This window comes from Eisenbergiella massiliensis (assembly GCF_003435485.1).
Genome location: NZ_QVLV01000002.1, coordinates 343,308 through 364,687, shown reverse-complemented (window position 1 = coordinate 364,687; position 21,380 = coordinate 343,308). Strand labels below are relative to the sequence as shown.

18 protein-coding genes are annotated in these 21,380 nt (G+C 47.3%); 15 read left to right on the top strand and 3 right to left on the bottom strand.

Features of this window, described 5'->3' with window-relative positions; all coding sequences use genetic code 11:
* Nucleotides 1–315: 315 nt before the first annotated feature.
* From DXC51_RS04235 to DXC51_RS04200, 8 genes are all read left to right on the top strand, one after another.
* A complete protein-coding gene (locus DXC51_RS04235; protein WP_243003120.1) occupies nt 316–1,212 on the top strand; it encodes a hypothetical protein in 897 nt (298 codons plus the stop codon).
* Nucleotides 1,209–1,904, top strand: coding sequence for a polyphosphate polymerase domain-containing protein (locus DXC51_RS04230; RefSeq protein ID WP_021635976.1), 696 nt, complete (start codon nt 1,209–1,211; stop codon nt 1,902–1,904). Before DXC51_RS04235 ends, DXC51_RS04230 begins: the two co-directional genes overlap by 4 nt.
* Nucleotides 1,905–1,999: 95 nt before the next feature.
* Nucleotides 2,000–2,593, top strand: coding sequence for a DUF4956 domain-containing protein (locus DXC51_RS04225; protein ID WP_330413798.1), 594 nt, complete (start codon nt 2,000–2,002; stop codon nt 2,591–2,593).
* A gap of 88 nt (nt 2,594–2,681) precedes the next feature.
* Complete coding sequence (locus DXC51_RS04220; RefSeq protein ID WP_117543826.1) at nt 2,682–4,130, top strand: CotH kinase family protein; 1,449 nt, start codon at nt 2,682–2,684, stop codon at nt 4,128–4,130.
* Between the two features lie 14 nt (nt 4,131–4,144).
* The gene (locus DXC51_RS04215) at nt 4,145–6,307 is read left to right on the top strand and encodes a hypothetical protein (protein ID WP_102289020.1); all 2,163 of its coding nucleotides are present in this window, start codon (nt 4,145–4,147) and stop codon (nt 6,305–6,307) included.
* A gap of 17 nt (nt 6,308–6,324) precedes the next feature.
* A complete protein-coding gene (locus tag DXC51_RS04210) occupies nt 6,325–7,470 on the top strand; it encodes a hypothetical protein (RefSeq protein WP_117543824.1) in 1,146 nt (381 codons plus the stop codon).
* A complete protein-coding gene (locus DXC51_RS04205; RefSeq protein ID WP_117543822.1) occupies nt 7,463–8,902 on the top strand; it encodes a glycosyltransferase family 2 protein in 1,440 nt (479 codons plus the stop codon). Before DXC51_RS04210 ends, DXC51_RS04205 begins: the two co-directional genes overlap by 8 nt.
* Nucleotides 8,895–10,799 carry a bifunctional diguanylate cyclase/phosphodiesterase gene (locus tag DXC51_RS04200; protein ID WP_117543820.1) on the top strand — a complete coding sequence of 635 codons (1,905 nt, stop codon included), beginning with the start codon at nt 8,895–8,897 and terminating at the stop codon, nt 10,797–10,799. The genes DXC51_RS04205 and DXC51_RS04200 overlap by 8 nt, the downstream gene beginning before the upstream one ends.
* Nucleotides 10,800–10,890: 91 nt before the next feature.
* Here DXC51_RS04200 and DXC51_RS04195 read toward each other — a convergent pair whose 3' ends face one another.
* The 3 genes from DXC51_RS04195 to DXC51_RS04180 form a co-directional block, all read right to left on the bottom strand.
* A complete protein-coding gene (locus DXC51_RS04195; protein WP_117543818.1) occupies nt 10,891–12,282 on the bottom strand; it encodes a DUF4179 domain-containing protein in 1,392 nt (463 codons plus the stop codon).
* Nucleotides 12,279–12,800 carry an RNA polymerase sigma factor gene (locus DXC51_RS04190; RefSeq protein WP_102289016.1) on the bottom strand — a complete coding sequence of 174 codons (522 nt, stop codon included), beginning with the start codon at nt 12,798–12,800 and terminating at the stop codon, nt 12,279–12,281. Before DXC51_RS04190 ends, DXC51_RS04195 begins: the two co-directional genes overlap by 4 nt.
* Nucleotides 12,801–12,982: 182 nt before the next feature.
* Complete coding sequence (locus DXC51_RS04180) at nt 12,983–13,228, bottom strand: hypothetical protein (RefSeq protein WP_025489693.1); 246 nt, start codon at nt 13,226–13,228, stop codon at nt 12,983–12,985.
* Between the two features lie 312 nt (nt 13,229–13,540).
* Here DXC51_RS04180 and DXC51_RS04175 point away from each other — a divergent pair, with 312 nt between their 5' ends.
* The 7 genes from DXC51_RS04175 to hypF all read left to right on the top strand — a co-directional run bounded on the left by DXC51_RS04175 (nt 13,541) and on the right by hypF (nt 21,303).
* Complete coding sequence (locus DXC51_RS04175) at nt 13,541–15,466, top strand: NADH-quinone oxidoreductase subunit 5 family protein (protein ID WP_021635964.1); 1,926 nt, start codon at nt 13,541–13,543, stop codon at nt 15,464–15,466.
* The gene (locus DXC51_RS04170; RefSeq protein ID WP_021635963.1) at nt 15,466–16,332 is read left to right on the top strand and encodes a respiratory chain complex I subunit 1 family protein; all 867 of its coding nucleotides are present in this window, start codon (nt 15,466–15,468) and stop codon (nt 16,330–16,332) included. Before DXC51_RS04175 ends, DXC51_RS04170 begins: the two co-directional genes overlap by 1 nt.
* A gap of 26 nt (nt 16,333–16,358) precedes the next feature.
* Nucleotides 16,359–16,832 carry an NADH-quinone oxidoreductase subunit B family protein gene (locus tag DXC51_RS04165; protein ID WP_021635962.1) on the top strand — a complete coding sequence of 158 codons (474 nt, stop codon included), beginning with the start codon at nt 16,359–16,361 and terminating at the stop codon, nt 16,830–16,832.
* Entirely contained in the window at nt 16,829–17,167 is a 339-nt protein-coding gene (locus DXC51_RS04160; protein ID WP_021635961.1) for an NADH-quinone oxidoreductase subunit C, read from the top strand. The genes DXC51_RS04165 and DXC51_RS04160 overlap by 4 nt, the downstream gene beginning before the upstream one ends.
* Before the next feature lie 18 nt (nt 17,168–17,185).
* Complete coding sequence (locus DXC51_RS04155; protein ID WP_021635960.1) at nt 17,186–18,265, top strand: hydrogenase large subunit; 1,080 nt, start codon at nt 17,186–17,188, stop codon at nt 18,263–18,265.
* A gap of 141 nt (nt 18,266–18,406) precedes the next feature.
* On the top strand, nt 18,407–18,946 hold the full coding sequence (locus tag DXC51_RS04150) for a 4Fe-4S dicluster domain-containing protein (protein ID WP_243003119.1): 540 nt from the start codon (nt 18,407–18,409) through the stop codon (nt 18,944–18,946).
* Nucleotides 18,943–21,303, top strand: a complete 2,361-nt coding sequence (gene hypF / locus DXC51_RS04145) for a carbamoyltransferase HypF (protein WP_117543814.1) — start codon at nt 18,943–18,945, stop codon at nt 21,301–21,303. Before DXC51_RS04150 ends, hypF begins: the two co-directional genes overlap by 4 nt.
* The last annotated feature ends 77 nt before the right edge of the window (nt 21,304–21,380 follow it).

Sequence of the window (21,380 nt, the reverse complement as noted above, 5' to 3'; positions counted from 1 at the left end):
AAGTAAATATATACAGAGTATTCTGCCGAAAGCAGTCCGGAGAAGATAAAAAACTCCGGGCTGCTTTTTTGAATAAAAAGACGGGAAAAATTTCATAAAACACTTGCCATAAGCAAGGTGTATGTGATAACATTATTTTTGGTGTATAAAACGATAAAATAGTATTATAATTTCATTAAAGAATAATGCAAAGTAAGATTTGTACTTGAATTATGTCGGGACAAAGAGTATAGTTGATACCTTTCAGGATAAACAAGCCGTATGTTTAAAAAACATGCGGTTTGTTTACGTAAACAGAAACCGGAGACATAAGCTATGAAAAGACATTTTTGCATATTTGCCGAAGCGGGAATCTGGCTTTCAGCAGCATCGATCGTATTATCGGGATGCGGGCCTGGAAAGGAGAGTAAGACAGCATTGGTAAGTGAGACAAGCCTTTTTTCCTGGGAAGAAGAGTATATATTGCCGGAAATGGAGGAAGAAGTAGAAAAGGTGATGGAACGGCTTGGCTGCAATGTGGTATACCAGCAGATCCCGTCGGATGCGCAGGAGGCGGAGGTACTTGATTATTTGAAACGGCGCGGGGAAAAAGGGCAGCTGGTGTATTATCTTGCCGGCGCATCTGAATGGGGCCTGCAGGAAAATGCAGTTTCCATGCTGGAAGCTGTAAAAAATACCGCAGAATGGAACCGAAAAGCCGGAGAAGGAAAAGGATTTACAGGCATTGTATGGGATGTGGAGCCATATCTGCTTGATGGATGGGAAGATAACAGGGAAGAATATATGCAGCAGTATGTTGAAAACTGTATACATGCCTATGAAGAAGCCCAAAAGGAACAACTGGCAGTTATCGTATGTATCCCCAATTTTTATGACAGAACAGGCCTGACGGAACAGCTTGAGCTTTTGGTACAGAAAGGCTGTGACGGTATTGCTGTTATGAATTACGACAAAAGGGATGAAGCGGGACAGATTGCAGGTGAAATGGAACTCGCTGAAAAGTATAAAAAAGGAATTATCCATATTACTGAAATGCAGAAACCCGGATATCACAGCCTGACGGAACAGAATACATATTATTATGATGGCTTTGACGCGGTTTTGGAAAGCTGGGAGAGGCTCAGGCAGGAATATCCTTACGAATATCTTGGATTTTCCTGGCACTATCTGAAGCCCTGCCTGCACCTTATGGAGAAGGAGGAGAATGCATGAATGAGGTCCTTCGGCAGGAAAAGAAATACCTGCTTTCCTATGACCAGTTCCGCAGGCTGGATCATACTTTTGAACAGGTACTGCATCCTGATTCACATAATGGAAAGATGGGGTATCCGATAAGAAGTCTATATTTTGATACCATGCAAGAGCGAGATTTTTACGAAAAAGAAGACGGTCTTGAGATACGGAGAAAAATCCGGCTGAGAACATATTCACCCGATTCTGATTTTGCCATGCTGGAAATGAAACAGAAGCAGGGAGAAAATCAGAAAAAGCGTTCTCTGCGCCTTGGCCGGGAGGATGCAGAAGCTCTGTCACGGGGAGAATATTCCTGCCTGCTTCACTATACAGATTCTTTTGCCATGGAGTGCTATGGACTGATGAATATGCTCTGCTACAGGCCGAAAGCGATAGTAGAATATCAGAGAAAGGCTTATGTGGCCAGTGAAAATAAAACGAGAATTACTTTTGATTTTGCAATTAAGGCGACAGAAAGCGATTTCCGGCTGTTTTCACCTGTATTAAATCAGAATCCGGTACTTGATCCGTATCTTGTGGTAATGGAAGTAAAGTATAACGGATTTATGCTCAGTTATATTAAACAGATGGTGAGTCTGGAAGGGAAAACCCCCACATCAGTAAGTAAATACTGTTTATCCAGGAGCGCCGGGCTTCATTATCTGTTTTAATAGGAAGCTGCTGTTTGAAGCTGGAAGCAGCTTTTGGGTGAAAACTGATTCACCCGTATTTAATTCAACAATCGTGCATAAGAGAGGAAAAACTCATGAAAGATTATATTTATACAATATTTCAGGAATCTGGTTCTCTGTCTACGGAAGAAATTTTCCTGCATATCCTTGTAGCATCAATTTTGGCCTGCGTTATTTACTTATCCTATTATTTTACGCATGCAGGCGGCGTCTATTCCAAAAAATTCAACGTCTCACTTATCACCCTGACCATTCTTACGGCAACGGTTATGACAGTTATCGGCAATAACATAGCGCTTTCCCTTGGTATGGTCGGCGCGCTTTCCATCGTCAGATTCCGTACGGCGATTAAGGATTCCAGAGATACCGCATATATTTTCTGGACAATAATCGTTGGAATCTGCTGCGGCGTAGGGGATTATATAGTGGCTGTTATTGGTAGCGGCGCTGTATTTATTGTACTTCTGATTCTGGGAAGAGTAAAAAATGACAACAGGATACTTCTCATCATCCGGGGCGCGAGAAACATGGAACGCAGAATTGAGGCGGTGGTTTTTGATTATTTTCAGGCAAAGGCCATGATGCGTGTCAAGAATACCAGCAGGGATTCCATTGAGCTGATATTTGAAATGCCACGGAAAACTTATCTGCTTTCCAATAAAAAGTAAAAAAGCATCGTTGAAATGCTGTATGAGCTGGAATCTATTGAGTATGTGAACGTCGTGACGCAGAATGATGAAATAAGCGGGTAAGAAAATGAACAGCAGGAAAATTTACACAGGACTGGTAGTGCTTCTGCTTCTGGCAGCCTTGCTGCTTTCCAGGCATATCGATCCGGAAAAGCAGCGGTATCAGCAGCATCTGTCATACAATACACAGGTAGAAGATACCAGTCTGTCAATTGATGAGGATACTTTCTCATCACATCTGCCGGTGGTCAGTATCGAAACTGGCGGGGTGGTTATTCCAGGCCGGCCGGAGCAGGGGCAGCATGTAAAAGATATTGAGAACAGCTTTATACAGGCGGATATGCGGATTTATGACAGGGAAGGGGAACTGAATAAGCTAAGCTCCCAGCCTGTATTGGAATCTAAAATCAATATTCGCGTCAGGGGCAATTCCTCCAGGACGTTTGATAAAGTGGGGTATCTGTTCAAATTTACGGATGATGCGGGCATGGAACGCAAACTGGAAGTCATGGGTATGGAAAAGGACAGCACATGGGTGCTTCACGGGCCTTATCTGGATAAAACACTGATGCGTAATTACATGTGGTACAATCTGGCAGGGCAGATTATGGAATGGGCGCCGGATGTCCGGTACTGTGAAGTCTTTCTGGATCACGAGTATCAGGGGCTTTATGTAATGGCTGAGCAGATCAGTATGGGAGAAGGCAGAATCGAAATGACGAAATATGACGGAAAGTCCAATATTTCCAGTTATATTGTCTGTGCTGACCGTGAGAGTGTCAATGATGTGCAGTACCTGGATAATTTTACAAGCTATGCTTTGAGAATCAACGGAAAGCTGGAGGTAAAATATCCGGGAGCATCACGGATAACGCCGGAACTGACTGAATACATCAGCCGTGATTTTTCCAGATTTGAAAAAGCATTATATTCCTTTGACTATGATACGGCCAGATACGGATATCAGAATTATATTGATGTGGACAGCTTTGTCGATTACTTTATCATAAATGAAGTTACCCAGAATACAGACGCGGGTCTTTATTCCACTTATTTTTATAAGGATGTCAGCGGAAAGCTTAAAATGTGCGTCTGGGATTTCAATAACTGTTGTGATAATTATATAGAAGATCAGACTCCGATGGCAGGCTTCTTTATGCAGAACCGTCCCTGGTATTTCATGCTGTGTAAGGATGAAGCTTTTATGGAAAAGGTGATAACAAGATACCATCAGCTGCGTAAGGGGATACTCAGTGAAGAAGCGGTGGAAAGCTATATCGCCGGGGTACAGAGTTATCTGGGCCCGGCCATAGAACGCAATTTTGAAAAATGGGGATACAGTTTCCTGCCGGAAAAGGATCTGCTGTATGAGGATGAGCGGAAAATAGGCTCCTATGAAGCTGCTGTGGAACAATATGAAACGCGTCTGGTCAGGCGTATGAGGTGGATGGATGAGCATATTGAGGATTTGCGTTCCTACAGCCATGAATCGATAAATAAGAAGTTTAACCACTGATTGGGGGCAATCAATTGAAAAAGTTTTTAATTGCGGCAATTACGGCAATCCTTCTCCTTTTTTTGTTTGATATGGCGTATTACCGATGGGGCGTATATATAGATTTAAATAAAGATCAGGAGGTCTCTTTTTTTGCGACTACGCAGGGAAAAGAAATCCTGGCTGATACGGGAAAGGGAATGGAGCCCTTTGAAATCCGGGGCGTTGACATGGGAGTAGGAATACCGGGATATTTTTCCACAGAGTTTGCGATTGATAAGGAAACGTATCTTCGCTGGTTTGGTATGATTCAGGAGATGGGGGCGAATACCATCCGTGTTTATACTATACAGATACCGGATTTTTACGAGGCGGTATACGAATATAACAAGGATAATCCTAATCCCTTATATATACTGCATGGTGTATGGGTGAACGATTATGTCCAGAATTCACATGTGGATGCCTATGATGACTCTTTTAGAGAGGCGCTCCTGGAAGATTGCAGAACGCTTGTGGATGTTATTCACGGCAGGCGTAAAATCAATCTGGGTTATCAGGCGACCAGTGCCAGCGGCGTTTATAATAAGGATATTTCAGACTGGGTGCTGGGTTATATTCTGGGCGTAGAATGGGAAGATGTTACCGTCGCCTATACGAATCATATGAAGCCGGAAAACAACAGCTATCATGGGGATTATATGTATACGTCCGAAGAAGCCACGCCATTTGAAGCTATGCTTGCTGAAGTCGGAGACAAAATCATCAGGTATGAAAGTGAAAAATATAAAGAACAGCGGCTTATCGCTTTCTCCAACTGGCCTACAACAGATCCACTGGATTATCCGGAAGAGGTCAAAAAGCTTTTTATGAAGTGCGCCAGTGTGGATGTGGAGCATATTCTTTCTACGGATCGTTTTAAATCAGGACAATTTGCTTCTTATCATGTGTATTCCTATTATCCGGATTATCTGGCTCACTATGACAGCTGGAAGAATGAAATCCCGTTCGCAGAAGAATATCGTTTGGAAGATGGTGATTATAACACCTATGGCATTTATCTGGAATTACTCTGCAGGCATCATAAAATGCCGGTGGTCATATCGGAATTCGGCGCCCCTACCTCCAGAGGAAGGGCGCAGCTTGACTTTTTTACAGCTCGATCCCAGGGCTATATGTCGGAACATGAACAAGGGACGGCTATTGTGGAAAGCTATAAGGACATCCGCAGGGCCGGATGTGCCGGCTGTGTTATTTTTTCCTGGCAGGATGAATGGTTTAAACGGACCTGGAATACCATGGCTAATGTTGATTTATCCAAAACGGCATATTGGAGTGATTTCCAGACAAATGAACAGTTCTTCGGGCTTATGGCTTTTGATCCGGGCAAGGAGACAAGCGTATGTTATACGGATGGGGATGTGGATGAATGGAGCGAGAAGGATCTGATTGCAGATTATGGAAGCTCCCGGCTGTATATGAAATACGACGAGAAATTTATATATTTCAGAATACATCAGGAACATCCGAATCCGAAGGAAATTCTCTATATTCCTGTCGATGTTACCCCGAAAACAGGAAGCTATTATGCGAAAAAAGAAGAACTTAAATTTGACCGTCAGGCAGATTTCCTGATCGTTCTTGATGGTGAAGACAACAGCAAGGTACTGGTTCAGGAGCGATACGAGGCATTCCGGGTAATTTTTGCAGAAGATTACGGGGAAGAAAATCCCTATTTTAATGTCCCGGATAAAGATTCACCGTTATTTGTCAATATTTATATGGCGCTGCAGCTCGGTAAAATTAATGCAGTGCAGGAAGAAGATAAGATGGCTGAAAGGTTCGAGACAGGCCGCCTCACCTTTGGAAACGGGAACCCTTACAGTGAAGACTATAATTCCGTATCGGATTTTATTGTAAAAGGCAATGAAATCGAAATCCGCCTTCCCTGGCAGCTTCTTAATTTTTCCAATCCCGCAGAACAGCAGGTACACGATGATTACTATGAAAATTACGGCATTGAGAATCTGAAGATTGACAGTATATATGCAGGGCTTGGATCGTCGGAGGATAAAGGGACAAGAATCAGAATGGGAGAAATGCCGCTGGTGGGATGGGGAAAAAATCCCGAGTATCATGAGCGCCTGAAGCAGTCTTACTATGCTGTAAAGGAAATATGGGCAAAAAATGCCGGGTAGTATAAAGGAGGAGCATCATGCATGTGCTGTCATTCCGGCCGGAGGTTATCCTGTATATTTATATGGCAAGCTGCATATCCGTGCTTGTTTTCAATATCCTTTATATTTTTGCTGACAAATATAAAGGAAGGGCGCTGGAAAAAAGAAGCCTGTCCTTTGTAGGAGAAATATCGGCTCAAATCGAACGGCTGAAGGAGGCCGGGGAGCCTGAGGCCGCACATTACAAAAGGCTGAGGAAGGAACTGAAAAATCCGGAAAAGCTGCGGGCATTTGAATACTCCGTGCTTACTGTAAAGCAACAGGCGCCGGAGGAATACACTGCGGAATATCTGCGAAGCCTGCGGGGCGTATTTCTGGAGCTGGCAGGCGTATACCGTAAGAGGGATACGATTGAGCAGGCTTATTTTGCCTATCTGATTGAAAAATTCAGAATTGATGAAGGAAGGGAAAGCTTTGACGGCATTATGGATTTCCTCATGGATATGATTACAGGCAAGGATGTAAATGCCCGTGAAAATGCAATGAGGGCTTTTTATGCTATTGGCAATGAAAGCGCAATTCTGGCCATATGGAGAAAGCTGGAGGACAATGAAATTAGCCACAGCCGTAAGCTGCTGGCCGATGGCCTTTTGAGCTTCCAGGGAGACAGGAAGGAGCTTGCAAAGCTGCTTTTCGCCCACAGGGAAGAGTTTGGCACCACACTTTTTCTGCCGGTCATGCAGTTTATCCGTTTTTTTACAGGGGACTTTCAGCAGCAGTTTTTTACGCTGCTGTCAGGAAAAAATGAAGATAAGGAGATACAGCTGGAAGCTATCCGTTATTTCCGCAGATATCCCTATGAGCCAGTCAGGGAAATTCTTCAGAACTACGTCCGTTATCAGGAATATATAGACTGGGAGTATGCGGCGATGGCCGCCTCCGCCCTTGCGTCTTATCCGGGGGAGGATACTGTTTTCTGCCTGAAGGAAGGCCTGAAGGCGGCTAACTGGTATGTTCGCCTTAACTGCGCGGAGGCCCTGATTTACGGTCTGGGAATATCAAGGCTCCGGCTTTTCGATGTGGAAAACGGAAGAGACCGGTATGCCAGGGAAATCATCAGATACGTTCTGGAGAAGGAACAAATCAGACAGCAGGAAATGAAAGAGGGACGGGTAAATGTTTGATGCGATAAAGTTATTTTACAGCTGTGTTGGCGTCATTTTTGTTATATATCTGCTGGGCTATTCCACATTTCTGATGCTGTCTGTCATATATGGCTCACTGGATCTGTATAAAGAAAACAAAAAGAAAAAATATCATAATGAAATATCACATGATTATTATGTGCCGGTGACTATTATCGTTCCTGCTTATAATGAGGAAATCACTGTGGCGGATACGGTTAAATCCCTGCTGATGATGGATTACAGGCTGTATGAAATCGTTGTGGTGGATGACGGATCCAGTGATAATACAACGCAGGTGCTCCTTGATACGTTTTCGCTCAGAAAGGTAAATCGCCCGATTAACCGCCAGATTCCCTGTAAAAGGGTAATCAACGTTTATGAAACGGTAGTGAATGGTATTACTGTTACCCTTGTGCAGAAGGAAAACGGCGGAAAGGCTGATGCTTTGAACATGGGCATTAATGCCTCCAGGTATCCATACTTTATCTGTATGGATGCTGACAGTGTTCTGCAGAAGGACTCGCTGAAGGAAATTGTAAAACCGGTACTGCAGGATGATACCATAGTAGCCGTTGGAGGACTGGTACGTATTTCTAATTGTGCGGTTCTCAATGAAGGAGAACTGGTGGACTATCATATGCCCTGGAATCCGATTGTGGGGATGCAGATTCTGGAATATGACCGTTCATTTATGGCATCCCGTATTTTCCTGGATAAATTTAACGGCAACCTGATTATTTCAGGGGCGTTCGGTTTATTCAGGAAGGATATGGCAGCCGCTGTGAAGGGATATGATACCAATACCATGGGAGAAGATATGGAACTGGTGGTAAAGCTCCATTCCTTTTGCCGGATAAATAAAATCCCCTACAGTATCCGTTATGTTCCGGACGCCATCTGCTGGAGCCAGTGTCCGTCCAGCATTAAGGATTTGAAGAAGCAGCGCCGCAGATGGTATCTGGGGCTGTTCCAGTGCCTGAGCAAGCATCACAGGATGTTTCTTGCCCCTGAGTTCGGCGTGGTGGGCTATGTGTCCTATTTATACTATCTTCTTTATGAACTGCTGTCGCCGTTTATTGAGCTTTTTGGTCTGCTCACTATTATACTTGCATATGCGGTTAATCTGATAAACGTCCCTTTTATGGTGCTGTTTTTCATGATTTATGCGCTTTACGGAGCGGTACTTACAATTACTGCTTTTTTTGCAAGGATTTATACGCAGAACATCAAGCTGTCCTTTCTGGATGTGGTTAAATCAATTTATCTGTGTATTTCAGAAAGCGTATTTTTCCGTTTTATACAGGCGTTCACCAGAATGACGGCATTTATCGGCTATCGGAAAAAGAAAAATGTGTGGGGACAGATTCGGCGTCAGAAAATTCAACTGAAGCAATCGGAAGAACAGAAGGTGGAAGGCAAAAATGCGTGAATATAAAGGGAAAAGAAGGAAAATTATGGGATGGCCTGCAGCGGTGGCCATATTTACCGCTCTATGGTTCCTGGTGCCTCTCAGAGCTGTTTTTGGCGCTGAGGATGTGATATATATGGCAGGGATTCCGGATTCCTGGCCTCTTGAATATTATGACAGCCAGAGCAAAAACTACCAGGGAGTATTGCCGGATATTTTGGAAGAAGCGGCGGGACAATCCGGACTCGGTATCCATTATGTGGAACCGTCGGAAACAGACAAACGCCTGGAGCTGGCAGGAAATATACAGGTTGATGCTGTATGGACACTGGACCTGTCCGAAAAAGAACTGGAAGAGGCGGGACTAAGGAAGAGTAATGTCAGTTTTGTATTCCAGGAAGGGGAAGATAAGGTAAATATTTGTCTTGCTTATACGGAAAGCATGCAGGAAGAAGACCTGAAAAAACTGGAAGACGGGCTGGATGGCATAGATGATGCACGATTGGAAAACCTGCTGCTGCAGTATGCAAGATCTGTTTACCAGGAGAACAGGAAGCCTGCTGTTTACATGTGGATTTCAATTATAATCCTTTTGCTGGCTGTCCTTGCGCTTTTTCTTTACCTCATAAGAAAACGGAGGGAGGTAATACGGCTTGCTTATCGGGATGAGCTGACGGGCGGGGATAATTTTACGGCCTGGAAACAGAAATTTTCAGAACGGATAAACGACGGCAACAGGGAACATTATGCGGTGCTTTTCCTGGATGCCGGTCTTGAAACGATCAGCCATATATACGGGTATCCGGAATCTGAAAAGGTGCTGCAGATAATACGTGATTTCTGTGAACCGATGCTGGATGAAAAACAGGAAGCAATGTCACGGTTCAATGAATTCTATTATGTGTTTTTCCTGCAGTATACCAGTGTGGACAGTATAAAAGAAAGAATCGGAAAGATCCATGAAGGGATCGCGGAAGCGGTTAAGAAGCAGCAGAAGAGATACTTCCTGGAACCTCATACCGGTATTTACCGCATGGCAGGACTTGAAACGGAGCCTTTGAAAACAATTCAGAGAGCGGAAATTGCAGCGGAGTTTGCGCGGAACCATTTTATGGAATGCGCGGTATACGATGAAATGGTAGAACGGGAGACCGTAACGGGATATGCCATGGAACATGAGGCAATACATGGCCTTATGCATCAGGAATTCATTATGTATCTCCAGCCGATTGTTGAGATAGGTAGCGGGAAAATTATGGGAGCCGAAGCGCTTGTACGCTGGCAGAATCCGGGACGGGGACTTATGCAGCCGGGAGATTTCCTGGATGTAATTAAACGTAAGCAGCTTACAGGGAAAATGAACATGGATATTTTCCGTCAGGGCTGCCGTTTCCTGAGAGAGGAGGCGGATAAGGGGAAAAAGCTGGATTTGCTGTTTAATTTTACGGTTGAGAACGTAGGCGATGAACAGTTCGCGGAGGAACTTAATACGGTTGCGGAGCAATATGGAATAGATCGGGACAGAATTGTAATACAGCTGAACCAGATGGTCGAAATGAGCCGTTCCGACAGCTTTATGGACACAATCCGCAAACTGCGCGGATATGGTTTTCATATCTGTCTGGCCGGGCTGGAACTGGATCGTGTTTTTTTTGATTTCCTTGACTGCGGTGTGGACAGCATTAAGCTAAGGCACGACCTTATCCGTCACGTTGATAAGCCGGAAGGGAAAACGGTCATCCAAAGCATCATGAATTTCTGCGGTCAGCTGCATCTGAAGGTGGTTTGCATGGGAGTGGAGAACGAAGAGCAGGCGGAGTATTTAAAGAGCATTGGCTGTGATTATGCCACCGGCTTCTATTATTATTATCCGGTGAGCCAGGATTCCTTTGATGAGCTGGAAGCAAAACAGAATTAAAAATTTGTGGTTGTATTGCATCAGGGCCTGTCATTGACAGGCCCTGACCAGTATGTTTGCTAATCCGGGCATTCCCATTCGCGATACCCTGTCACTCAAGCACAACCTCTTTTTTATAAACCGCCCGTTCCTCCAGCAGTTCCCTGAAATTATCTTCATACTTCAGCCCTTTCAGTTCATCCATATATTCCAGATAGTCGCACAGATAAACGGTAATTCTGGAAATATCGTGATCCGCCACGGGCAGGAAGGCGGCGTCGGAACCTGCGGAGTCGATATATTTTCCCTGGGCGTCAAGAACAACAGGGAAATAGTCCGCCTTGTCATGGTTCAGATAGACTTCATTGATATGGATTTCAAATGGCGTAACCGTGACGGATTCCAGCCCGATACCGGCTTCATTCACATCATTTACGGATATGGTGCGGTTATTGGCGGTATTGACCTTAATGGGCAGTGTAAAGGTCCAGGGGCCTTCGAACCAGTAATGCTGCATGGTATTGGGATGTTTGTTCAGTCCGTATTTTTCAAAGATGCGGTCATGAAGCGCCTGGAACTCCTCATCAGACAGTGCCTCCAACTCCTCCTTACTCATACCCCAGTCGATTTCCGGCGGGTTGGCAAGCATACCTTCAATTCTTTTCAAATCGATATTCAGTGTGAATTCATCAGGCAGCGTGAGCATTTTTCCATATTTGTCCAGGACCTCCTGGTTCACCACGAATTCCTCGCCTTTTGCTTCCGCCTCGCTGGTCATTCTGTCGATTTCCGATACGTCGAAAAGAACATCCTTTAAATCCAGCCGCCAGACACCCGCATACGTCCTGGCATCCAGAAAGCTGCCTTCAATATTGCCGCTTCCTGCCATAACAGGAGTATCCCGGAAGCTGAAATCGGTATCCATATCAAGAAAGAGGGACTGCTTCCCGAACTGGTTTGTCATAATTTTGTCCTGAAAATTTTCATTTCCCTCTATAATAAGGGAAATATTCAAAGCTTCCTGATTGCAGTAAACCTCGGAAAGAGTTACGGTCACGCCGTTTACTGTCTGTGAGTAGGAAGATGTTCCCCGATTGCCGGTAACAGAAGAGTCCCCTCCGGTTTCCGGATCTGTCTGCACGTTGCCGTCCAGAGGTTCGGCATAGCCGGTATAATCCCCGGAAAAGCTGATTTTGTCCTGCAAAAGAGAGAACAGATGGCCTATAATGGGTATTTTGGCAGCCATAACCGGATTGGCGGCACAGATGCCAAAGGCTGCAATTAACACTGCGGCGGCAGCGGTCAGTCCCCTTGCCCAGACCGGGAAGCGTTTTCTTTTTTTATGGCGGCTGTTTTTTCCTCTGCCCTGGCTGGCAGCAGGCTGTTTTCCTTTTTCGTTTTCGGCCAGAATACGGCTGAAGGCGTCATCGGCTTTCTGCAATACTATATCGGGAAGCACAATATCCTGCTGTAAACCGGAAATGATTTTTTCACTTTGTTTCATTCGGCATTCCTCCGTTTTTCGGGATAATAGGCCAGCTCCATCTGCTTGCGTGCGGATGCAAGCCGCCGTTTTACGGCGCTTTCACTTTCGTGGAGTATTTCGCCGATTTCCCTGATTTTAAAACCTTCCACATAGTACAGAATAATGATGACACGGTATTTCTCATCCACACACCCAAGCATTTCTTTCCATTCGGTGTTTTCGTAGCCGTCGCATTCGCAGCCGGCCTGCATGTCCATGATACTGTCATCCAGCACAAGCTTTCGTTTTTTTCGGAGTATGAGGTTGCAGTTATTGATTAATATCCTCGTGAGCCAGGTTTTGAAAAAATCTTCCTGCTTCAGGGTATGTATCTTTTCCCAGCAGGCCAGGATCGTGTCCTGGATGGCATCTGCGGCATCTTCATCGTTGGATAAAATGGCTCGGGCAACCTTATACATGTCCTTCATGTTTTCCTGCATCAGCTCCACAAAGGCATCGGCATCCTTATGCTGTGCTTTTTTAATCAGTGTTTTCATAAGTTTTCTCCTTGTAATAACGTCCGGACTTTCTGGTCATTACAATGATTAGATGGCAGGAGGGGGATTTTGGTCCGCTTAAATAAAAAAAATTTATGATCAGCCTGCAGCCTTGTGACGGCAAAAAAAGGAACCGCCCTTTCTTCACAGGCAGTTCCCTTTTTGTCCGTATTTTCCCTATCCTATTCTTCTTCGCATGCAGCATTTTCATCCTTACGAAGTATGATACGGAGAAATTTTGTCATAAGCGGTATGTAGGTCACTGTGAAAACAGCGCCTGCAATCAATAAAGGCACTTTCTTTTTTTCTTTGGGAATGCAAAGGCCTATCATGACGCCTGTGGCACACAGGCAGAATTTAACCAGAGCCAGATCCTTCCAGTCAGATTCCTTTACATATTCATTGGCATAGCTGAACAGACATTTCATGGAAAATCCTCCTTTTAATTAAGAAAATGCGGCAGGCAGAGCACAGGCAGAAGCGTTTCCGCCCGTATTTGCGGCCTTCAGTGCGTTTGTTAAAAATTTACCTTTTTTCTTATTATACCACAGAATAGTGTCGTGATGTTTTTTGTTTTAACAAAATTTTTGTACTTGTCACTTGACACTTTTGGACAAGAGAAGTAGGATGGATAAGGACTGATTTAAACTTCAAAAGATGAGCAATACGTCCGGCACACGTACTACCCACCTGGAAGCCTGAATAATAGTCCAATAAGGCGAAAGCGGGGGATATTCCATATGGGAATGATAGGTTTTTTAATTCTGTTTCCATTCTTTGCTGCGCTCGTTATGTCATGCATGAGAAAGAGCGGACTGGTCAGAAGATGCGTCCAGTTTACTCTCTGCGGGATTTTAGTAGCGGCAGTCATTTTATTTGCGGTAACCAGCCTGGTTTCAGGGGAGACCGTCTCCTACCTGCCTCACACACACGGTATCGATATGCTGATGCTGGTAGTGGAATGGGCGCTGGTAGTTCTTGTATTTTATTACAGCTTTAAATTCAGAAAGTATTATTGTGCTTTGCTGTCCATTGCGCAGACGGGGCTGATGACCTGGCTGGAGCTTACCGGCCGGACGGAGATACCCGGCGATCATATTTTTGCGGACAAGCTGACCATTGCAATGAGTCTGATCATCGGTATAGTAGGCTGTCTGATCTGTGTGTACGCAATTGGATATATGAAGGATTACAACAGACACCATCTGGATTACAAGGACAGAAGATACTTTTTCTTCGGTATGCTGTTTCTGTTCCTGGGAGCCATGATGGGGCTGATTTTCTCCAGCAATCTGATCTGGATTTATTTCTTCTGGGAAATCACCAGTATCTGTTCCTTCCTGCTGATTGGCTACAATCAGACGGATGAGGCCATGGAGAATTCCTTTAAGGCCCTGTGGATGAACCTGCTGGGCGGCCTGGGCTTTGCGGTGGCAATTGCCTATGCGGCGATTTCCCTCCAGGTTATCAATATCCAGGATTTGGTGGCCCTTGCGGTAAGCTCGGATGCGAAAGCGGGCCTGGCTTTGATCCCGGTGGTATTTCTTGCCTTTGCAGGACTTACCAAGAGCGCGCAGCTCCCTTTTTCCGGATGGCTTCTGGGAGCTATGGTGGCGCCTACGCCTACCAGCGCGCTGCTGCATTCCGCAACCATGGTAAAGGCGGGCGTATACCTGTTAATCCGTCTGGCACCCGCCATGGAAGGCAATCTGGCGGGCCTGATGGTTACCACCATCGGCGGCTTTACCTTCCTTGTAACCTCCATGCTGGCCATTTCCCAGGACGATGGGAAAAAGGTTTTGGCATATTCCACAATTTCCAATCTGGGGCTGATTACAGCCTGTGCCGGTGTGGGTATGCATGAAGCGGTGTGGGCTGCGATCCTTCTGATGATGTTCCATGCGGTGTCCAAGTCCCTGATGTTCCTTTCCGTGGGTGCGGTGGAGAACTGTACGGGAAGCAGGAATATTGAAGATATGCACGGGCTGATTGTGAAGCTGCCCGGGCTGGCCTATGTTATGATTATCGGTATTGCAGGTATGTTCCTTGCGCCCTTCGGCATGCTGATTTCCAAATGGGCCGCATTAAAGGCTTATGTGGATTCAGGAAGCATCCTGCTGGTTATTTTCCTGGTATTCGGCAGCGCCACCACACTTTTTTACTGGACAAAGTGGCTGGGCACCCTGGTAGCGGTGCATCATCATTCGGAACGCCTGAATAACGTGACCAAGAAAAGCGAATGGACCTCTTTGATTTCCCTGAGCGTACTCATGGTTACACTGTGCCTGACCTTCCCTCTGGTGTCCACCTATCTGATTGAGCCTTTCCTGATGGAAATGTATCATCAGTACGTGCCTAACCTTATCGGAACCGGCAACCTGTACATCATGATCATGATGCTGTGTACCATCCTCGTTCTTCCGATAGCGGTGCGGATTCTCACACTTGGAAAGAAAAACAAGATCGTCATGTCCTACATGGGTGGAGCCAATGCGGGAGACGACAGAAACTTCACGGATTCCTTCGGTGAAGAAAAGCATATGTATCTGGCAAACTGGTATATGCCGGATTATTTTGCGGAAAACAAGCTTCTTCTGCCTTCCCTGGTACTGGCCAGCGGGGCTTTGATTATTCTGATGATTATGACGATAGGAGGTGCGCTGTAATGTCAAAATATTTCTGGTTTGCCATTCTGTATATCGTATGCGCGCCTTTTATCGGCGGCCTCCTGGAAGGCATTGACCGTAAGGTCGCTGCCAGGATGCAGGGCAGGAAAGGGCCTTCCGTGCTGCAGCCCTTTTATGACATCAACAAGCTCTTTGCAAAGCAGTCCGTTGTGGTAAACAGCGTGCAGGATTTCCTTGTCTGCGGATTCCTGGTTTTTGTCGTGTTCACAGGGGCATTGTTCTTCTGGGGCGGAGACATTCTGCTGGTGTTCTTCGCACTGACGCTGGCGGGTATTTTCTTTATTATGTCGGCCTGCTCGGCCAATGCGCCGTACAGCTCCATGGGGGCGCAGAGAGAGCTGATGCAGATGATGGCTTACGAGCCGATGGTGCTTCTGACGGCCATTGGATTTTATATTGCGACGGGAAGCTTTTCCGTAAAGGAGATTGCGCAGAGCAATATTTCCGCAATCTGCCTTCTGCCCGGATTTTTTATCGGCTTCCTTTATATCCTGACCATTAAGTTCAGGAAATCACCCTATGACATCAGTACCTCCCACCATGCCCATCAGGAAATGGTCAGAGGCCTGACTACGGAGCTTTCCGGCAATATCCTGGCGCTGGTAACTCTTTCCCACTGGTATGAAAATGTCTTCCTGCTGGGAGTCATCGGACTTTTCATCGTCAACTCCAGCTGGTTGAGCATTCCTGCAGCCATTCTGGTATGTCTGGCCTCATTCCTTCTGGAAACGCTGATCGATAACGTGTTCCCCAGAGTGAGATGGCAGACCATGCTGAAATGGACCTGGATCGTGACGCTGGCAGCCGGCGGGATTAACCTGATGATAGTCATGCTGATGAAGTAATCGCAGCAGGAAAGGAAGGATGTAACATGAAAGTATCAAAATCGCCCTGGCTGCTGCATTATGACGGCTCCAGCTGCAATGGATGTGATATAGAAGTATTGGCCTGCCTGACTCCGGTATACGATGTGGAGCGGTTCGGGGTCATTAATACGGGAAACCCGAAGCATGCGGATATTTTCCTGATTACCGGCGGTATTAATGAACAGAATAAACCGGTGGTACAGCAGCTTTATTCCCAGATGCCTTCGCCGAAGGTGGTGGTAGCGGTGGGAATCTGCGCATGCAACGGCGGCATTTTTAAAGAATGCTATAATATTATCGGCGGCGTGGATACCATCATCCCGGTGGATATCTATGTGCCGGGTTGTGCGGCAAGACCGGAAGCGATCATTGACGGCGTGGTAAAGGCCGTGGCTCTTCTGGATAAAAAGAGAGAGGAACGCGCCGCGCGGAAGAAAGAAGAGAAAATACAGGCGAAGCAGGAAGGAGGAGCAAAATGATTGACGGCGAAATCATGCAGGTGGAACCGGAAAATCTGGTTACGGAGGTCCTGAAGCTGAAGCACAGGGACTACCGGATCGTCCAGATTTGTGCGGCGAAAGCGGGAGATAAAATGGAAGTGACCTACTCCTTCGGTAAAGAATATAAAATGGTGGGGCTGCGGCTCGTTATTTCACCGGATACGGAAATCGTAAGCATCAGTGATATTTATGAGCCGGCATTCCTTTATGAGAATGAAATCCATGATCTTTTTGGAATCCCCATTAAGATGATCACCCTGGATTATCATGGCAACCTGTACCGTATCAAGCAAGAGGCACCCTTCAGAGGGTAATGACAAGGAGAATAGATTATGTCCACACGCAGTACGATTCCTTTTGGACCGCAGCATCCGGTTCTGCCGGAGCCGATTCATCTGGATTTGGTTTTAGAGGATGAAAAGGTAGTGGAAGCAGTCCCTTCCATTGGTTTTGTCCACAGAGGGCTGGAGAAGCTCGTTGAGAAAAAAGAATTTACGGAATATGTGTACGTGGCGGAGCGTATCTGCGGTATCTGCAGTTTTATGCATGGTATGGGCTACTGCGAAGCCGTTGAGCACATCATGAACATAGAAATACCGCCCAGGGCACAGTATCTGCGCACCATTTGGTGTGAGATGTCAAGAATCCACAGCCACCTGCTCTGGCTGGGGCTTCTGGCGGATGCCTTCGGGTTCGAAAGCCTGTTCATGCAGTCCTGGAAAATCCGGGAAAAGGTACTTGATATGTTTGAAGCTTCCACCGGCGGCCGGGTTATTTTTTCCGTAAACAAGATCGGCGGACAGCGCAAGGATATGGATGCTTCCATGCTGCGCAGTTTTATTGCTGATTTTAATGATATTGAAAAGGAACTGAAGGTGGTGGCCAGGACCTTCCTGGAAGATACCGCTGTTAACAGCCGTCTGCGCGATGTGGGCTTCCTGACAAAGCAGCAGGCTCATGATCTTGGAGCGGTCGGCCCGTTTATGCGTGCCAGCGGAATCGCCCTGGATAACAGGAAGCTGGGCTATGCAGCCTATTCAGATCTGAATTTTGAACCCGTGACCAGTGATATAGGCGACTGTTATGCAAGATGTGACGTGCGTATCCGGGAAATCTTCCAGTCCATCGATCTCATCAGGCAGGCAATTTCCAGGATCCCCGGCGGTGAAGTGGCAGTACCCTTCAAGGGCTTCCCGGAAGGGGAGTACTTCATGAGGGAAGAGCAGCCCAGAGGCGAAGCCATCTACTATGTAAAGGCAAACGGCACGAAATTTATTGACCGTTTCAGGGTCCGCACCCCTACCTTTGCCAATCTGCCCGCTTTGCTGGAAACTTTAAAGGGCTGCCAGCTGGCGGATGTGCCGATTCTGATTCTGACAATCGATCCCTGCATCAGCTGTACGGAGCGTTGACGTTACAGGGCGGCTGAAGCTGCATTCAGTGCGGCTGACCAAACTGCAGCGCATTGGCAGGAAAGAAAAAGGTCGTCACAGTTCAGATGTACGGACTGTGACGGAAAATGCGGTATGAACTCCGCAGGAATCGAGGTTAATATGAAAAACATGAACACCATGAAATTCACGGGTACGGTTCTCAAGAACCTGTTCAGCAAGCCCGCCACAAGGCCTTATCCTGAGCAGCCGAGAGAATATCCTGACAGGACAAGGGGCCACGTGGAAATCGATATAGACACCTGTGTGCTCTGCGGCCTGTGCTCCAGAAAATGTCCCACCGGAGCCATTACAGTGGATCGGGCCGGCAAAACCTGGGAAATCCAGCGGTTTGGCTGTATCCAGTGCGGCTGCTGCGTAGAGGTGTGCCCGAAGAAATGCCTTTCCATGAAGCAAACCTATACACAGCCCGGGGACGTGAAGAAAACGGAAAGCTTCCTGAAAACAAATATGCCCGATCCGGTGGTAAAGCCTGTGGTTAAGCCGGCTGCCCCGGCGGCGGCTGCATCCGCGTCAAAGCCTGCGGCACAGGCAAATGCCGCTACGGTAAATACGGCGCAGGCGAATTCGGCTACGATAAATACAGCGCAGGCAAATGCGGCCCCGGCAGCAAACGCTTCCGAAGCACAGGGTAAAGCATGAAATACGAAATCACCATTACGGGAGTGGTCCAGGGCGTGGGCTTCAGACCCTTTGTTGCCGTCCTGGCGGAAGAACTTCATATCAGCGGCAGCGTCTGCAACAGCGGCGGCGTAGTGAAGATAGATGCATTTGGAAACGAGGAGGCGATGGATAAATTTATCTGTCGCCTTCGTTCGTCTGCCCCTCCGGCGGCCCAGGTAAAAGAGGTGCGTGCCAAGAAGCTGGTGCAAAACAGTCCGGAAGATGAGAACTGCCCGGCAGACTTTTATATCGTGCCTAGCGAAGGGAAAAATGAAACGGATATTCCGCTGCTCCCGCCGGATCTTCCTGTCTGTGAGGATTGCCTTGCCGAGATGCACAATCCATCGGACGCAAGATTTCACTATCCCTTCATCAGCTGTGTTAACTGTGGTCCCCGCTACAGTATTATTGAAGAAATTCCTTACGACAGGGAACATATTACCATGCGTGAATTTCCCATGTGCCCTGCGTGCCAGCGGGAATATACACGGCAGGCGGACAGACGCAGGCATGCCCAGACCATTTCCTGCAGGAACTGCGGGCCTCAGCTTTTATGGACGGATAACAGCAGCGCCGTGCTCAGCCGGGACGAAGCGCTGGAGGCGGCCATAAGGCAGCTGAAAAACGGCGGAGTCCTGGCGTTAAAGGGAGTGGGAGGCTACCAGCTCTCCTGCCAGCCGGCATCTGAAGACGCTGTCAGGAGGCTGCGCATACTGAAGCACAGGGAGAAAAAACCCTTTGCGGTCATGTTTCCATCCCTTGACAGCATCCGGGAATACTGTATCCTGTCCGCAGAGGAGGAAAAGCTTCTGTGTTCCGCCGCAAGGCCGATTGTCCTTCTTTCCTGGAAAGAAGGCGGTAAAGTTTTTTTGGATGCAGTGGGCGGTGAAAGCCGTTATCTGGGCGCCTTCCTTCCCTGTACAGGGCTTCATCAGTTGCTCACGGAGGAGGCCGGGCCGCTTATTATGACCAGCTGCAATGTGACGGAGGAACCGATTCTTACAACTGAGGAAGAAATACAGCAGCTGTGGGAGCAGCAGCCCTCCTGCCTGGATGGCATAGCCTGGAATACCAGAAAAATCGTAACGCCGCTGGATGATTCCCTGATGCGTGTTACCGGAGGGCGGCCCCAGATGCTTCGCCGCAGCAGAGGCTTCGTACCCTCTCCCATTCTGCTTCCCGGGGAATGCGCCGGCACGGTGCTGGCCATGGGCGGGGATTTGAAATCGGCCTTTTGCCTTGCTTCAGGGAACCGGGCCTATATGAGCCAGTATTTTGGCGATATGGAAAATTATAAGGTATTCCAGACCTATATGGCTGCCAAAGAGCGGATGGAGCGGCTTTTCGGACTGCATCCCAAAACGGTGGCATGCGATATGCATCCGGGATATCTTACCTTTGCACAGGCTGAAAAAATAGCGTCTTTGTACAACCTGGAGCTGCTTTTGTTTCAGCATCATCATGCCCATGCGGCGTCAGTCATGGCGGAACACGGGCTGAACAGCTGTATCGCCGTTATTTTTGACGGAACCGGTTATGGAACGGACGGCAGTATCTGGGGCGGGGAGTTCCTCATATGCACAGATTCCTCCTTTGTCAGGGCGGGGCATTTGGATGAAACAGAGCTTTGCGGCGGGGATGCCTCGGCAAAGGATGCTGCCCTGACGGCAGTGTGCCATCTTCTCCATGCTGGGCTTGCTCCCCGGGATGACGCTCTGGCAAAGCTTTTGCCTGATTGTAATTCAGCCATCGTGGGCGCTGCTGTCGCCTCCCATATCAATACGGAAAAAAGCACCAGTATGGGCCGTCTCTTTGATGCGGTAAGTGCGCTTTTGGGAATCCGGGAGTATAATACCTATGAAGGCGAATGCGCAATAGCCCTGGAAAACGCCGCAGCAGGGGCCATGGAAAAAGGACTTGCGCCTGCCCGGCTGCCTTTTCCCATAAGGGAAACACCGGAGGGACTGACTGCGGATCGCCGTGAGCTTATCCGCACCCTGTGCAGGGAGCTTGTTGCCTTCGGAAGGGATAAAAACCGGGGGAAAGACGGGGAGAAAAATGCCCCTGGCCCGGAAATACAGGCGCTGGCGCTGGGCTTCCATGAAGCGGCGGCCGGGATGGTGCTTGAGATGTGCCGTCTGCTGAGAGAACGGTTTCATGAAAACAAGGTGGCGCTTGGCGGCGGTGTTTTTGCCAATGTGATTTTACAGGAACGGTGCCGGCAGCTTCTGGAGAAGGACGGATTTACGGTATATGTAAACGAACAGGTGCCGGGAAATGACGGCGGCATCGCGCTGGGGCAGGCCTGGCTGGCGTCCCTTACGATGAAACAGTAAGCAAAAATATGCAGCAGGCCGACAGTTTTTATATTTTTAAAGCTGCCGGACTTCTGCCGACAGTAGGAAGAAGGAGC